The following is a 15,265-nucleotide window of genomic DNA, read 5'->3' on the forward strand; positions in this document are numbered from 1 at the left end:
TAATGCTAATAGTATCATTTTCTGATTTTAACTCTAATTTTTTGCATATATGCCTTTGCCATCGCTTCTTCAAAGGCTTCGTTGTTGGCGTACTCATGCCCAAAGACTTTTTGCCATAAACTCTCATCTTCCATGCAAAGATAGAAAAAAACCTCGGTGTGCCACGGTGCAAAAGCCTTGTAAAGTGTGCTAAACATCTCCTCTTTAAAGCTGAGGGGATAGGAGTATTTGCCACTCGCATCCACTAAAGGCATTTGCAAAATTTTACTGCTTTGCGCACGCAGTCGTATCTTTTTCAACACAGGCTTAATGAAGGTCAGCGTGCCCATGGAGATAAGCGCAACCTCTTTACATGTAAAGCGCTCAAGTAGCTCTTTAACAATGGCGGTGTACGCCTCTTTCCACCCTTCAAATAAGACGATGGGATGAAAATGAAAGCCTACCAATACGCCTTTATCCGCCAGCGCTCTAGCACTTTGGATACGCTCTGTTAGGCTTGAAGAGCGTTTTTCCTCGTTGTCGATGATAACCTGAGGGTTAAGCGACCACGTACAAAGAACATTTTTAGGCACTTCATGTTCTAAGAGATAGCTAATGTTGTCCGACTTGCTTTTAAACTCCAAAATGACATTGGGATGTTTTCGTGCAAAGCTAAAAAGCGCTTCTAAAACGCCCACACGATTCCCCCACATTAAAGAATCCGATGACTGTCCCGTGCCAATGTGGTAGGTTTTAGTAGGGTCAAGCTCCAAACGCTCCAACTTTTGGGCAAAGTTTTTATCAAATGTGATGGTGTTGTTTTTGTAAAAACTCTGAATGGAACAGTACGAACAGTCAAACCCACAACTCTCCACAGCATCCAAAGTCATCAGGTTGCAACAGCGTGTTTTAGGCGATGCCACGGGACAAGAGCCAAGCCCTAGATGCTCCTTTTCCACCTCTTCGATGTTAAAACGCTCCTTTTTAAAATCGTTGGGCGTTTTGGGGTAGGTTTTGAGGGTGTTTTTTAAGCGCTCATAGGCTTGTTGCAAGGCTAAAAACGCCTCTTTTTTGCTCTCTTTATCCACCCAAAAGGCTTCTATATTCTCATCCCACATCTGCATATCAACCGCCATGATGATGAACTGCTGAATTTGCGAAAAGCTCAAATGATACGCTAAGGCTTTGGTTTTTACAAAGCTTTGTGTATTTACATGTAAACTTTGAAAGGGGGTGTTTTCGCACGCTTTTTCAAAGTGTTCAAGGTTCGTATCTAACATATTTCTCCCATAATTTAATGCTTTTAGTGACCCAATTTCCCACGTCTGTTTTGCTAGGAATTGTATCTTCCAAATGGTCTGAGACCACTTTAAACACATAGGTTTTGATAGGGTTTGGAAGGGTTTGGATGAAAATGTCCGCTTCCATATCCACCAAAGTCGTCTTTACATGTAAGGCATCTTCGAGCGCCTTTGGGTGTGAAGAACAGCTCGCAAAAGGCATACCCAAACCCTCCTGTGTGGTGCAAAAAAGTGTGCCTTTAGCAATGCTTCTATCGACACACCCCGCAATGCCAATATTTATCGCAACGTGCGGTTCATAGAGACTCAGCGCATACAAAAGCGCCTCTTTGGAATTTTGGCTTCCCATGCCTGAGACGATGAGAGCGATGTGTTCGTTTTCGTAAAGATTGAACGGTTGCTTTGCTGTACATCTCAGTTTAAAATGCCCAATAATCGGCTTTGCTTCCGCCACTAGTGCGGTGTGAATGAGGGTGTGAATGTTTCTAGTAGACATCGTCATGCGCACCGATGTCAAGTAAAATAATTTCATTTTCAACAATGATAAAATCTAAAATAATGCGGTACTGTAAGTCCAAAGAGACGGAATAAAATGCTTTAAGATTGCCTTGTAGTTTATGCAAACGCAAAAAGGGATGGTGTGGATTGGCACTTAAAAGTGTCAGCGTTTTTTCGTATTTGCTGTGCATTTCGGGGTGTTTTTTGAAAAATTTGAGCGATTTTTTAAAATATTCGTCCGTTCGGGTAATGTTATAAGGCATTGCGTAGCTCGCTTAGATGCTCTTCCACGCTTTGTGTTTTATAACGCCCTTCCTTAATCTCTTGCATCGTCTCTTCATAAAGTCGGTCAAGTTCTAACGTACGCAAATTTTTGTACCGCTCAATGTCAATCACAACGTATTTGTTTTTTCCACGCACGTTAATGATGACTTCACTGGCTTTTTCAAAGAGTTTATCAAGGAGTGTGACCCCTTTGGTTTTAATGTCGTTGGCTGAAACTATCATAAGCGTATCCTTAATCGTACGATTTAGCGTATTATAAAGGATACTTTTGGAAAGTTGGCTGAGGGAGTTGGGTTACATGTATAAGGTTAATCCCATCCGCTATTGTATTCTGTTTCTAATATTGTTTCAATATAATTTTTATCTCTAAAATAAACTCTACAAGATAAACATCTCCATTCTCCATTCTTCTCATCTTGTAGGCGAATAAGTTTTTTTTCTTTATCGTAGCAGAGCTGGCAAAAAGGACCATCTTTTGTTCCATCATCTTTGTTTGCCCAATAATAAGGCATTTCAAATTGAAGTTTCGTTTTTATTTCTAATGCGTTTTTAAGTTCTTGCTTTTCTTGCTCACTTTCAAGAAGGGCTTCTTTAATATCTGCCATTTTAGTTTTTATATCAGCAAGCGATTCAATCAAGTATGCAAGTTTTAATTTGACTTCTGCTTTTTCGAGAGAATCACTACTATCTTTCAAAAATTTTGCAATTTCCATTGCCCCTTTGACGCTACTTGCAGCAGTAGAAATAATTGCCATATCAAACATAAAAAACGCTCCTTTCAAGCCGATATTTTGACATGATACTTTGCCATAAGCGCTTTAGCTTTTTCTTGCAGAGGTTTTGGGGCTGGCCGGTAGCCTTCTATTTTTTGGGAAATTGCAACGACTTTTCTGATGCTCTCTTTTGAAATTTCACGCTTTTTCATTCACTCGCACCTGTCTTAAATTGCCTAATGGTAGCACATTGTTGCTCCAAATAGAACTTGATTGCATGGCATTAAAAAGAACTTTACGGTAGTTTTAAAGATTTTGGTGTGGGCATTGTGCATGGTTTTTTAACCAAAGTATTTCTCTTCTTAATCGTAATGCACGTTGCGGGTGTCATTTTGTATGCCATTAAAACGAAGAATAACATCGTCAAACGTATGTGGTTTTAAAAAGCCTAAAATAGAGTAAAATATGAAAATTACCATCTTTACATGTAAAAAGAGGATGCCATGCTAAAAGCGATTGGGTTGCAAAAGGTTTATCATCAAGGAGAGGTGGCACAAGAGGTCATCAAAAACCTCTCTTTGGAGATAAAAGGTGGAGAGTTTGTCTCGTTTGTGGGACCTAGTGGAAGCGGTAAAAGTACGGTGCTGAACATGTTAGGCTGTTTGGATACGCCCACAAAGGGAGACATTTGGATTAACGACACCGCTATCACAACGATGAGTCGCACCCAAAGAGCTCATTTTCGAGGAGAAAACATTGGGTTTATCTTTCAAAGTTTTAACCTTATTCCCGTGCTAAGCGTGTATGAAAATATCGAGTATCCGCTTATTATGGTGCAAAATCTACCTGAACATGAACGCCAAAAGCGTATTATGCACCTGCTTGAAGCGGTGGGAATGGTAGAGCACAAAGATAAAACCCCCGATAAAATCTCAGGTGGTCAGATGCAACGTGTCGCCATTGCCAGAGCTTTAGTGGGACAACCCAAAGTGGTCTTTGCCGATGAGCCTACCGCTAATTTAGACAGTAAAACTGCGCATATGATTCTTGATTTGATGAAAGAGATTCAACGAAAATACCAGACTACCTTTGTGTTCGCCACCCATGATGAAAAAATTGTCGCCAATGTGGATAGACTTATTACGCTGATTGATGGTGAAATCGTAGAGGATAAAAGGATGCGTCCATGAACAATATTATCAAAATGTCTTACCGCAATCTCATGCGCAATTTTAGACGAACCCTGCTCACGGCTTCACTCATTACCGTAGGCGTGGTCTTTGTTCTTATCTACACCGCACTTTCAAGCAGTTTTAAAAGCTACACCATCGGGCAAATTACCGATTCGGTGATGGGGCATATTCAGATTCACAAAAAAGGGTATGTTGCCTCTGTCGATAGCTTACCACTGGATAAAAACATGAATGCCAAAATGGTTGAGATGATTGAAGGGGAGATTAAAAACAATCCTTTGATTGAGAGTTATTCGTTTCGTATCAAATTTGGTGCCATGTTCTCCAATTTTACCACCACCACCAACATCAGACTCAATGCCATCTATCCTGAAAAAGAGTTCAAAACCCTTCCTCTCTTAAAAGAGAGAGTCTCAGACCTGAGTGGTGCATTAAAACAAGGTGAAATTATCGTGCCTGAGTTGCTGATTAAAGGAATGGATGTCAAACTAGGCGATACCATCGTTTTGGTAGCGAATAATAAAAATGGCTCCGTCAATGGAGTCAATCTCAAAGTCGCAGGCATTTTAGGTCAAGTCATGGGACCAGGAGGCAGAGACGGCTACATTCATATCGAAGATGCCAAAAAAGCTCTGCGTATGAACGAAGCAGAGGTGAGTGAGATTGTTTTACGTCTTAAAGATGTTGAAGGTCTCAAAGATGCGGAAAAATCCTTACAACCCATTTTGGCAAAACAGAATAAAGAGGGAAAACCTCTTTTTGAGGTGCATACGTGGGAGCAACTCTCTCCTTTTTACAATATCATCAAGATGATTGATATTATGAATATTTCCATTCAGATTATTTTGATTTCCATCGTGCTGATTTCCATACTAAACGTCATGATTATGAGTGTGTTTGAGCGGATTCGCGAGATTGGAACGATTGCCGCCATTGGCACACCGCCTTTGAGCATTGTCAAACTCTTTTTAAGTGAGGGTTTGATGTTGGGTCTATTTGGTGCCGTTTTAGGGAGCATCATCTCCTATGTCATCATAACCCTTTTAAAACTTTTTCCCATTACGTACAGTTTTGGACAACAAAGTGGCTTAGTCCTCAGCCCAACGCTGGGTATTCAAGAGATTCTTAGTGTCGGTGTTATTGTCATCATCATCGCTCTCATCGCTTCAATCTCACCTGCCATTAAAGCTTCAAGGCTTGATCCTGTTGAAGCCTTACGAACCTATTAGGAGAAACGTATGAAAAAAATAGCCCTTTTTATCGTCGCATGTATGACCTGTTTGAGTGCCCAGAGTATTTTAGAGCAGGTCGATAAAAAACTCTCCCCAAATTCAGCGGAGAGCTACAAAAAGCTTATCAACATAGAGCCTGATGGAAGCAAAAAAGAGTTTTTGCTCTATCAAATCAAAAAAGATAAGAACAAAATGGTATCACTCTTTTTGCAACCTGATAGCGAAAAAGGCAGAAGCACGTTGCGCTTGGATGATAATATGTGGCTTTTTATCCCCGATGTGGGAAAACCCATTCGTATTACCTCGATGCAAAGCGTGGTAGGCGGTGTTTTTAACAACAGCGACATCATGCAACTGGACTTTTCAGCGGAATATGATATCAAAGCGCAAAAAGAGGAAAATGGGCAGATTATTTTGGACTTGAAAGCAAAAAATGAGAGTGTTGCTTACGATCATCTGGTGATGGAAGTCGATCAAAAAACGCTGACACCGACCAAAATCATCTGCTACACCTCAACCGATATGTTGATTAAAACACTTTACTACAAGGATATGAAAGATTTTGGAGGAGGCATCGTGCGTCCTGCGGTCATCGAAACCGACTCGCCTCTGTATAAAGGGTATAAATCCATCATGGTCTATGGAAAAATGAAAGAAAGAACATTCCCCAATGAAGTCTTTACGATAGAAAACATTGGAAAAGTTCAAGAATTAAGAGAGTAAATGAAAGCCTTACATGTCATGATGTTTGCCTGTGTGATAGGCTATGCGGGGGATTATGATTTTGATATGGAAGCCATTGAAGTCAAACCCTATACGCTCAGTGGCTATCTTAGGGGAGACACTAAATTTCAAGGCATCAATGAAGACTCACCGATGTATTTTTCTAAAAATAAAGATTCCATGAAGTCCTATTTTGGGGAGGGGAATATCAAATTTGCCTACTTCAACGATACGGTAAAACTCGACTCTGAGACCATGCTCAATGCTTCTAGGGTAGATGGAGAAAAGAGCGATGAAGCAACGCTCTTACAACTTTTTATGCAATACACCTTTAATCAAAACCATCGTGTGGAAGTGGGTAAAAAAGCCCCCAAATGGGGAAAGGGATACTTTGTCAATCCCATCGCTTTTTTTGATCGCAAAAAAGACCCCAATGAGCCTGAAAACTCACGTGAAGGCTACGTTATGGCAAATTATCGTTACAACAAAAGCCTAGAGGGTGATCTTAAAAACCTCGCTTTTGATCTGTTGTTTATGAAAAATGATGCGCATATCAATGAAGATTTTTCCGATGAAGAAGCCAATAACATAGGGCTTAAAAGCTATTTTTTATATTGTGATACCGACATTGATCTTATCTATTTTCACAGCGATACCCAAAACGATAAAATGGGATTTGATTTTTCAAAAAATCTTCAAACCAATTTTGAAATTCACGGGGAATTCGCCACCACCGTAGGCGAGAACTCCTATGCCTATCTTTTGGGACTTAAATATCTCACTACGTTTGATTTGACCATTACGTCTGAGTATTTTTACCAAAGCGAACAGCAAGAGCACTCCGAGCCCTTTTACGACCATCGCTACATGATGCACCAACTCTCTCAAAAAGAGCCTTTGGATATTTTATACAGCAGTGTATACTATAAAAATATGTACAATCTTGATGACCGCTCCATGCAAAATACCCTAGGGGTAACGTATAGCTTTAAAAACAACATGCTCCTAGATCTCTCTTACAGTTACAACAGCGGTAAAAGCACTTCAGAGTATGGCTCAAAACTCGTACAAGATACCCTTTGGGCAAAGGTCTATTGGTACTTTTAAGCACACGCTTAAAAGACTTCAAACCCTGAAAGTGCCGCACCCACTGCGCCCATGAGTTGGGGGTGTTTGGGGATGACAATGGTTCGCTCTAGCTTTTTTTCTAACATATAGTGCAAAAACGGATTGAGCGCACCGCCACCTGTGAAAACGATGGTTTCACTCTCTTTGATGACAAATTTTCGAGCCATGGAAGCCAAACGTGAAGCGATGGATTCATGTACACCATAGCAGATATTGGCTAGGCTCTCTTTTTTGGCGATAAGCGAGATAACCTCAGACTCCGCAAACACAGCGCACATACTCGATATTGTGAGTTCTTTATCGTGCTCAAACCCTGCTTTTGAAAAGACTTCCATCTCTAGCCCCAAACGATTGGCGGCGATTTCTAGGAATTTCCCTGTCCCAGCCGCACATTTGTCGTTCATGCGAAAGTCGGTAAAACTACCCAATTCTCCCATTTTGATGACTTTACTGTCTTGTCCACCCAAATCAATCACCGTAGCGACACTGGGCTCAAAAAAGTAAGCTCCTTTGGCGTGGGCTTTGATTTCGCTTATCACGGGCGCTCCGTGCGAATCTTCTAACATATAACGCCCATAACCCGTGGCGACGAGCATTTTGACCTCTTTGTCCTCTAAGTATTCGCCCACGATTTTATCTTGATTAAAAATCGTTGGAATGACTGCGCTATGCACAATCTCCCGTTCTCTGCCAATGCCGATGATTTTTGTATAGGTCGAGCCTATATCCACACCCCAAAACATTATTTATTCGCAAACGCTTGGGCTTTTTTCTTAAAGCTAATGCTCTCTAAAAACGCCTCGACACGGGTTTTAATCTGCCCTGCATCCTCAGGTGAATAGTCTGATTCAATGACTAGACAGGGAATTCCCTCTTTTGCCATCGCCTCGGTAACAAGGTGGGATTCAACATTATACGTGTGACAAAAAGAGAGCGTGTAGTAGATGACACCATCGGCTTGTCTTTCTTTGTACATCTGTACGATTTTATCAATACGTCCTGTATTAGGTGTAAAACACGCACAATCAATCTTCGAGTAACGCTCCATCAAACGCGCATAAAGTTCGTCATCATTTTGCACACCCTCAATGTCCACATTGTCTTTAAAGTAACGATGTCCGATACAGCTCTCTTCATTGATGACACAGCCTCCTGTGTTTTCCACCGCCGTGTGAAGTTTCCAGTTTGGTGGCGCAAACGGCGTGCCTAAAACCATCAAACGAGGCGTATCTTTTGGAAAAACACTCACACCCTCTTTGACACGCTCTTCTAACTCATCGCAGAGTTCATTGATTTTTGCAGTGTAGCGTTCGATGTCGTCCATAAAACCCACTTGCGTAATCCACAAACAATCTTTCCCGCTAATCGGCATAATATCGGGGTTTGAGCTACGAAGTTTGTCCAATCTTTGAAGAGCGGAGCGTTTAGCATTGACTTTGCGCACACCCTCTTTCATCGCTTCAAGGCTTAAAGGTTGCTCAATCACCCCTTCAATATGCTCTTTAAACTCTTCTATCTCTTCTTGCCACATTTTAAGGTCTTTCTCACGCTTCATATGTGGAATGTTCATCACATGCACGGGATGGTGTTTGGCAAGGATTTCCCACGCTTTTTTCTTCGCTTCACAGGTGGTTTCACCGTAGATAAAGTCACTTGATTGGGTGTAAGCACAGGTGCGTTGAAGTTTAAAACCGTGTGCGGATTTGATAAGCGGGCAAATGTTACGAGGCAGTTCCGTCTCAGCGTCCGCAATGGTCGCATTAGAGCCACCGCATAAGCCATAACACGCCCCACCAGCACCCACAACAATCTCTTCAGGTACAAAGATACAAAACGTTCCAACAGCGGGTTTTTTCTCCGCACGAAGTTGATTGATTTCAGCGATTCTCTGCCCTTGAATCTCACTCATAAACCAGTCAAAATACTCCATCGCTTTGGGTCGATTAGGTTGCCCTAAAAACTGCGCCTTATAGGCTTCTAGACCCATACCCATCATCTTTGCGTGACGCTCTACGTCCACACCAATACTCGAAAGTAAATCTTTATGTGCTTCTATGCCCATTGTTTTCCTTTGTGAAAAATATGTGCTGTGTGAGGTTTACATGTAAAGAAGTTAAGTAGAAAAGAAGAGTGCTACTTCATGTATGTCTAAGCCTTAGACCAACAGCATTTTGAGTATTGTAAACTAGTAAAGATTAAAAATAGGTAAAAAGTTTTTTACCAAATTAGGAGGAAATTTCTCCGTTTATCAAAAATTTTTTCCCTACTCGTCCTATATTGTCAAGCGTTACATGTAACGCTTCATCAATGACTTCATCATGTTCAACACGCAATAATCAGGGTGTATGCTTGCTTCCTTCAAGAGGCATGGTTTGAGTGAAACGGCAAAAAAGAGCACATCGGCTTGATTCTACCATGGGAGGGTATTTTGGTAAGCATCGTTTCAATGCGATTTTAAAGGCTTTAAACTCACTGTGTGTGTAAGGAAGTTCTGTGGCGATTTGAATGAGAGGGGAATAAAATAGCTAAACAAGGCTAGGTTACACACGACCTCATGCGATGGGACGAGGCGTGATGGTGTTAGAGATAAGTTTATAAATACTGGTTTCTTCTAAGTTTTAGAAGTCTAAAAGCATGATGAATCCTTTACCTATAAAAACAATTATGACACGCTTTGTGTCATAGATGCCATTTTTTTTAACAAAAAAATGTAACCTTATCGTTAGTGTTTTATCCTATAATAGAAACAATTTTTTAACAAAGGGGTATTGATGTTTTTTAGTAAAAAAGAACCCGAAGAGCTTGCCATTTTACGCAATGAAGTTGTCACATTGAAAGCAGAAAATGAGCGTCTTCTTCACCTCTCTCAATTTTCACAAGAAGAGATGATTGTGGTGGTGGATAGCGCTCAAAAAATTGTCATGCAAAACGACCTTGCGAAAATAATGATTAAAGAGCCTGCTAAATTAGCTTCCCTTTTGAAGGAATCTATGGAGACCATTAGTATGGATGGGTGTCAAGGCTCTGTAAGCTCAAAACGCTTAAGTCCTGAGCTTGTTGCCTATAGCATTATCAAAACTGATGTACGTAACGCCAAAGACAGTAACATTTTAAGCTTGCATCAAAAGTCTATTTCAGACGCACTTCAAGATTCTCAAACAACGTTTTCGGAGATTTTGGGGGATCTTAAGATGATGAAAACAGAATCAGCCCAAACCTCTAAAGAGTCACGTGAAGGACTCACACTGGTGAGTAATGCTTCTACGGCTATGGATAAACTAAGCCTTCTTATGGTTGATGTCGTGAGCAATTCAAAGTCACTTTTAGCCAGAAGCAAGGAGATTTCAGGGGTGGTACAACTCATCGAAGATATTGCCGATCAGACTAATCTTTTAGCGCTCAACGCTGCCATTGAAGCTGCGCGTGCGGGAGAGCATGGACGTGGGTTTGCAGTCGTTGCTGATGAGGTGCGAAACTTGGCTGAGCGCACGCAAAAAGCGACCAAAGAGATCGCCATGGTGGTTCAAACGATGCAACAAGAGTCCTCTCATTCAGAGCAAAGCACCGAAGAAGTTAGCGTTATTGCTAAAAATACCAAAGAGCAAACCGATGTGCTTAAAGGTAAAATCATCTCGTTTGAGAAAAATGCCGCTAGAACCATGTATGAAGTAAGCTTTCTAAGCGATAAAATTTTTGCATCCTTAGCAAAAGTCGATCATGTCATCTATAAAAACGATCTTTATGCGCTTTTGTTTGGCGAACACACCGACTTTACAGCCGTGACGCATCATGAATGCCGTTTGGGGCATTGGTACGAACAGGGAATTGGTAAAGAAGAGTTTAGCAAAATGGCTTCATTTGGAAAACTGGAAAATCCACATGCCATCGTACATAACGTAGCAAATCGTCTCGCCAAAGAGTGTGGTGGCGAAAAAGCCATCTGCTCCAAAGCAGAGATAGAGGCAATGGTAAGAGAGATTGAAAGTGCTAGTGTCGATGTTTCTGCAGCACTAGACGCAATGGTTGAAGAGAAATCAAAACTATTAATGCTTGAAGCCAAAGAGCATCTTTATGACAATCAAGTGAGGGCATAAGCGATGAAAAAGAGAATTAAAGTAGCCATCATTGATGATGAGCAAGAGATTTTAGATATGATTGAAAAGTATCTTAGCCGTACTACTGGTTTTGAGGTGACAACGTTTTGTAACCCTCTTAATGCCATCTCACACATTGATAAAAGCTACGATGCGGTACTCTTAGACATCATGATGCCACAGATGAATGGTTTGGATGTGCTAAAGCGTTTGCATGAAAAAGAACCAAAACTTAAAATCATTATGATGACAGCATACTCCACGCTTGATAAAGTACTCAAATCGCACCGAGAAGGGGCAACCCACTACATTATGAAACCATTTGCTTCGATGAAAGCCTTAGAAGAGAAGATTTATACGTTGGTTCAGTAGTCTTTTGGATGAAAGATTTACTCTCGAAAATTAACGATCTTAAGCAAGAAATCACACTGCTTAAAAGCCAGAATAGGCGTATTTTAGAGTGTGCTGTTACTGAAAAAAAAGCGCTAGAACGCCTTGCCAAAAAAGCGCAACTCTATTTTAATAACTCTGATCTTGCCTACATCGTGTTGGATGAAAAGCAATGCATTGTCGATGTCAATGAGACGTTTACGCACCTTTTTGGTTACACCAAAGAAGAAGTTTTAGGTTTACATATCAGTACCCTTTTTACGTCGCAAAAGCGATATGAAAAGTGGTGGCACGTACATTTAAATGATGGTGATTTTGAGCATGTGAGTAATTTAGAGTACCGTTTGTACACCAAAGAGGGCATGGCATTTTGGGCAGAACTTTTTGGTAAAAAATTTATGGATGAGGAAAAAGCGCTGAGCATTTGGAGTGTTCGCGATATCTCCTTACGCATCAAGTCTCGTAATACCATTGCAAAACTCAATCTCAAATATCAAAAACAGTTACGTGACATGGAAACGATTTTAAATATTATTCCTGTGCCTGTCTTTATTAAAGATCGCTATTTACGTTACATCGGATGCAGTCGTGCTTTTTGTGCCTATTTTGGCTTGAAAAAAGAAGATATTCTTGGAAGAACCGTTTTTGATCTCTATCCTCTTGAAATTGCCAGCAGACTCTATGAAAAAGATCAAGAGATGCTTAATGTCAGTCATCAAACCTATAAAATAAATACAATATCGCCACTGACTCAGCAAGAAGTAACATTAGAAATTCAAAAAAAACGTATGATGCGCAATGCTGTCTTTGATGGCTTTGTTGGTGTTTTCATTGATGTCACAGAGGTGGAAAAACAAGAAGTTTATCTGCAAAACCGTATTCGAGAAGAGGTGGATAAAAACCTTAAAATCCAAGCCATCTACCAAGAGGAGATGGTACGTAATGCCAAATTTAGTACTATTGGACGGATGGCAGCGGGTATTACCCATGAGATTAATACGCCTTTGACGTATATCAAGGGTAATTTTGAGATGCTCATCGATGATATTATGGCGATTGTACCTGATGGTACACGTAAAAATGTCATGCTCAAAGATAGCCAATCGATTCAAGAGGGCATTGAACGTATTGAGAGTATTATTGGAACGATGAGAGAAGCATCACAAAAAAGCCATGAGCAAAAAGAGATACTAAATATGTACGAACTTCTTTGTGCTTCCCTTACCCTTTGCTACCATCGTTCAAAGCAAATTGTTACCATTCATCTGAATGAAAAAATTTTTGATCTGAACTTTTCAAAAGATGAATACCACGTTACATGTAACGTTCAAAAACAGCGTATCGAGCAAGTATTTGTGATTATTTTAAACAATGCTTTAGATGAACTAATAAAGATTGAATCCTTTGAAAAACGCTCTTTACATGTAACAATTTTTCAAGAACATGAAAAAGTTATAGTACGTTTTTGTGATAATGGTGGAGGCATTGATGCTGCAATTTTACCTCATATTTTTGAGCCATTTGAAAGTACTAAAATGAGCTCTGGCATTGGGATTGGACTCAACATCGCTCAACAAATTGTAATTCAAAATGAGGGCGAAATTTGTGCTTTTAATGAGGATGAAGGTGCCGTTTTTGAAGTGCACTTACCTTTGGTAAAAGAAGCAGAGACACTTTTAGATAAAAGGCGTTTCATATAAAATCTCATGACGCTTATGTTACAATCTCGCATTATTTTTACATGTAGGATGTTTTGTGGATATTTTTCAATCTGTCATTATGGGAATTGTTGAGGGGTTTACGGAGTTTTTGCCTGTTTCTTCGACGGGGCATATGATTATTGTGGGCGATTGGTTGGGGCTAAAGCAAGATAATTTTATCAAAGCGTATGAGATTATCATCCAGTTTGCGGCGATTTTAGCTGTGGTTTTAAACTACAAAGAGAAATTTTCCCCTAAAAAAATCAATCTTTGGATGAAACTTGCCGTAGCGTTTGTACCTCTAGGTGCGGTGGGATTTTTATTTGCCAAGCAAGTCAAGGCAATGTTTAGCGTTGAAATCGTAGCACTGATGTTTATCATTGGGGGCATCATCTTTTTAGCGGTTGAAAAGTTTTACAAACCCAAAGAGCACTTTGTGGATGATGTGGAAAAGGTGAGTTACAAGCAAGCCCTTTGGATTGGGATTGCTCAGATTTTTGCTCTGATTCCTGGAACAAGTAGAGCGGGTTCGACGATTATTGGAGCGATGTTAGTGGGACTCACACGCAAAGCGAGTGCTGAGTTCTCCTTTTTACTTGCCTTTCCTGTGATGTGCGCTACCACGGGCTATGACATCCTCAAACACCACAATGAACTCCTTATGGAGGGTAATTTTACCGCTTTGGCGGTGGGATTTGTCGTCTCATTTATAGTGGCGTATGCGACGATTAAACTCTTTTTAAAATTTTTAGAGCGCTTTACCTTTGTGAGCTTTGGCATTTATCGCATTCTTTTTGGCATAGCGCTTCTACTTTATGTTTAAAAAAGCTTTGGTATCTCATCTTCACTGATCACATCTTTCTCAATCACATGAATGCCTCTGGCACTAAGAGCGTTTTTGAGCCCTTGCCCGAGGCTTTTTGTTAAAAAAAAGTTTACCCCATGCTCATGCAAAAGTGGCGCTAACACTAGAGGGGGTTTTGCCTCTTTTTCATGTGCGGGATTTAGAAGAATTTCTCGTTTAACAATCCTATGATTTTCGACGCTAAAGATACATACATACGTATCTTTGATATTCAGAGATTCAAAATGCGTTGTTTCATTGCTACAAAACGCCACCACATAACGCTCTCGTTTTGTTCCCAAATGCAACTCATATCCACCTAAAAGTGCTCGTGCCACTTTTTGACGGGCGGATTTGATAATACGTGCAAAGGTAGGACGGGAAACTTCCATCCTCAACGCCGCCTCTTCTTGATACAAATCCAATAAATCCATCAAATAAAGCGCTTCTACCTCTTCAGGAATTAAAGAAATACTCTCATCGTGTTTTGTTCCCTTCGGGTCAAAACAGGTGATTAAAGGCTGATAAGAGGTGACACGATGGCATTTTTGACGGGACATACAACAATCCTTTTTTTACATGTAATGCAGCAATACTAACATAAAAGGTTTTAAATATTATTGACATATGTTCATTTAAAGTGCTACAATTCTGAACATATGTCCAATTAAGGAGAAGAAAATGATCGCAATGCCGATTAAAACAGAAAATCAAAATGGCATCCTAGCCCCTCTTTTTGGTAAAGCAAAATGGTTTGCTCTTATTGATGATGCTGGTACCGTAACCATTCACGCCAATAGTAAAGAAGGTGGGATGAGAGTGGCACGCTGGTTTGAACAAATGGGTGTCACAACACTGATTACAAACCATTTAGGTGAAAAACCTTTTCATGCCCTCAGACAAGCAGGTGTTAAGATTTACTTTGCAGGAGAGGAGCGTATCAGCATTGAAGAGGCGATGAAGCATCTTAAAGCTAACACTCTTTTAGAAGTAACGCTCAGCAATTACATGAACCTTTTAGGCGAAGAGGCAACAGGACACCATCACGAAGAAGAGCCCCTTGATAACGATAAAAAGCCTCTGTTTAAAACCAAACTCAAATGTTGCGAAACCAAAGGTGAAAATTCTCTTATGGGGCATGAGCATCAACACACACCGTGCCATAAGCACGAAACACACTGAGCC

The 15,265-nt window shown here is 40.4% G+C and carries 19 protein-coding genes and 1 pseudogene; 11 read left to right on the forward strand and 9 right to left on the reverse strand.

The genetic code is table 11. From position 1 onward, the window contains the following. Positions 1–14 precede the first annotated feature (14 nt). From SDEL_RS10175 to SDEL_RS12170, 6 genes are all read right to left on the reverse strand, one after another. Positions 15–1,259, reverse strand: a complete 1,245-nt coding sequence (locus SDEL_RS10175; RefSeq protein WP_012857772.1) for an SPL family radical SAM protein — start codon at positions 1,257–1,259, stop codon at positions 15–17. Further along, positions 1,240–1,776 (reverse strand): phosphorylase family protein, encoded by a 537-nt coding sequence (locus tag SDEL_RS10180; RefSeq protein ID WP_012857773.1) that lies wholly within the window; start codon positions 1,774–1,776, stop codon positions 1,240–1,242. The genes SDEL_RS10175 and SDEL_RS10180 overlap by 20 nt, the downstream gene beginning before the upstream one ends. After that, a complete protein-coding gene (locus SDEL_RS10185; RefSeq protein WP_012857774.1) occupies positions 1,766–2,041 on the reverse strand; it encodes a type II toxin-antitoxin system RelE/ParE family toxin in 276 nt (91 codons plus the stop codon). The genes SDEL_RS10180 and SDEL_RS10185 overlap by 11 nt, the downstream gene beginning before the upstream one ends. Then, positions 2,031–2,285 carry a type II toxin-antitoxin system prevent-host-death family antitoxin gene (locus SDEL_RS10190; RefSeq protein ID WP_012857775.1) on the reverse strand — a complete coding sequence of 85 codons (255 nt, stop codon included), beginning with the start codon at positions 2,283–2,285 and terminating at the stop codon, positions 2,031–2,033. Before SDEL_RS10190 ends, SDEL_RS10185 begins: the two co-directional genes overlap by 11 nt. Positions 2,286–2,371: 86 nt before the next feature. Further along, positions 2,372–2,827 (reverse strand): hypothetical protein, encoded by a 456-nt coding sequence (locus SDEL_RS10195; protein ID WP_012857776.1) that lies wholly within the window; start codon positions 2,825–2,827, stop codon positions 2,372–2,374. A gap of 14 nt (positions 2,828–2,841) precedes the next feature. Then, entirely contained in the window at positions 2,842–2,988 is a 147-nt protein-coding gene (locus tag SDEL_RS12170) for a hypothetical protein (protein ID WP_012857777.1), read from the reverse strand. 108 nt (positions 2,989–3,096) lie between these two features. On the opposite strand from SDEL_RS12170, the gene SDEL_RS12400 reads away from it, so the two are divergent. Genes SDEL_RS12400 through SDEL_RS10215 form a run of 5 tightly spaced genes read left to right on the forward strand, consistent with a single transcriptional unit; the run spans position 3,097 to position 7,031 of the window. Beyond that, the gene (locus SDEL_RS12400; RefSeq protein ID WP_280938026.1) at positions 3,097–3,219 is read left to right on the forward strand and encodes a hypothetical protein; all 123 of its coding nucleotides are present in this window, start codon (positions 3,097–3,099) and stop codon (positions 3,217–3,219) included. 60 nt (positions 3,220–3,279) lie between these two features. After that, positions 3,280–3,966 carry an ABC transporter ATP-binding protein gene (locus SDEL_RS10200; protein WP_012857778.1) on the forward strand — a complete coding sequence of 229 codons (687 nt, stop codon included), beginning with the start codon at positions 3,280–3,282 and terminating at the stop codon, positions 3,964–3,966. After that, positions 3,963–5,198, forward strand: coding sequence for an ABC transporter permease (locus SDEL_RS10205; RefSeq protein WP_012857779.1), 1,236 nt, complete (start codon positions 3,963–3,965; stop codon positions 5,196–5,198). The genes SDEL_RS10200 and SDEL_RS10205 overlap by 4 nt, the downstream gene beginning before the upstream one ends. A gap of 9 nt (positions 5,199–5,207) precedes the next feature. Continuing rightward, positions 5,208–5,924, forward strand: a complete 717-nt coding sequence (locus SDEL_RS10210) for an outer membrane lipoprotein-sorting protein (RefSeq protein WP_012857780.1) — start codon at positions 5,208–5,210, stop codon at positions 5,922–5,924. Continuing rightward, complete coding sequence (locus SDEL_RS10215; RefSeq protein WP_012857781.1) at positions 5,925–7,031, forward strand: hypothetical protein; 1,107 nt, start codon at positions 5,925–5,927, stop codon at positions 7,029–7,031. Between the two features lie 8 nt (positions 7,032–7,039). On the opposite strand, the gene SDEL_RS10220 is transcribed toward SDEL_RS10215, so the two are convergent. Beyond that, complete coding sequence (locus SDEL_RS10220; protein WP_245391385.1) at positions 7,040–7,783, reverse strand: acyl-CoA dehydratase activase; 744 nt, start codon at positions 7,781–7,783, stop codon at positions 7,040–7,042. 11 nt (positions 7,784–7,794) lie between these two features. Beyond that, on the reverse strand, positions 7,795–9,114 hold the full coding sequence (locus tag SDEL_RS10225) for a double-cubane-cluster-containing anaerobic reductase (RefSeq protein ID WP_012857783.1): 1,320 nt from the start codon (positions 9,112–9,114) through the stop codon (positions 7,795–7,797). A gap of 1,207 nt (positions 9,115–10,321) precedes the next feature. On the opposite strand from SDEL_RS10225, the pseudogene SDEL_RS12325 reads away from it, so the two are divergent. The 5 genes and pseudogenes from SDEL_RS12325 to SDEL_RS10245 form a co-directional block, all read left to right on the forward strand. Beyond that, positions 10,322–10,720: pseudogene (locus SDEL_RS12325) on the forward strand (methyl-accepting chemotaxis protein); the annotation flags it as partial. Next, a complete protein-coding gene (locus SDEL_RS12330; RefSeq protein ID WP_245391395.1) occupies positions 10,712–11,146 on the forward strand; it encodes a CZB domain-containing protein in 435 nt (144 codons plus the stop codon). The pseudogene SDEL_RS12325 and the gene SDEL_RS12330, both read left to right, overlap by 9 nt. A 3-nt stretch (positions 11,147–11,149) precedes the next feature. After that, positions 11,150–11,518, forward strand: a complete 369-nt coding sequence (locus tag SDEL_RS10235) for a response regulator (protein ID WP_012857785.1) — start codon at positions 11,150–11,152, stop codon at positions 11,516–11,518. Between the two features lie 8 nt (positions 11,519–11,526). Continuing rightward, entirely contained in the window at positions 11,527–13,236 is a 1,710-nt protein-coding gene (locus tag SDEL_RS10240; protein WP_012857786.1) for a PAS domain-containing sensor histidine kinase, read from the forward strand. Positions 13,237–13,291: 55 nt separating this feature from the next. Further along, positions 13,292–14,059: an undecaprenyl-diphosphate phosphatase gene (locus SDEL_RS10245; protein WP_012857787.1), complete on the forward strand. Its 768-nt coding sequence runs from the start codon at positions 13,292–13,294 to the stop codon at positions 14,057–14,059. On the opposite strand, the gene SDEL_RS10250 is transcribed toward SDEL_RS10245, so the two are convergent. Further along, complete coding sequence (locus tag SDEL_RS10250) at positions 14,056–14,640, reverse strand: DUF134 domain-containing protein (RefSeq protein WP_012857788.1); 585 nt, start codon at positions 14,638–14,640, stop codon at positions 14,056–14,058. The two genes, SDEL_RS10245 and SDEL_RS10250, sit on opposite strands and share 4 nt — an antisense overlap. Before the next feature lie 121 nt (positions 14,641–14,761). Between SDEL_RS10250 and SDEL_RS10255 the strand changes: the two genes are divergently transcribed. Next, on the forward strand, positions 14,762–15,262 hold the full coding sequence (locus tag SDEL_RS10255) for a NifB/NifX family molybdenum-iron cluster-binding protein (RefSeq protein ID WP_012857789.1): 501 nt from the start codon (positions 14,762–14,764) through the stop codon (positions 15,260–15,262). Positions 15,263–15,265: the final 3 nt, after the last annotated feature.

It is taken from the genome of Sulfurospirillum deleyianum DSM 6946 (genome assembly GCF_000024885.1).
GTDB classification, from domain to species: Bacteria; Campylobacterota; Campylobacteria; order Campylobacterales; family Sulfurospirillaceae; genus Sulfurospirillum; species Sulfurospirillum deleyianum.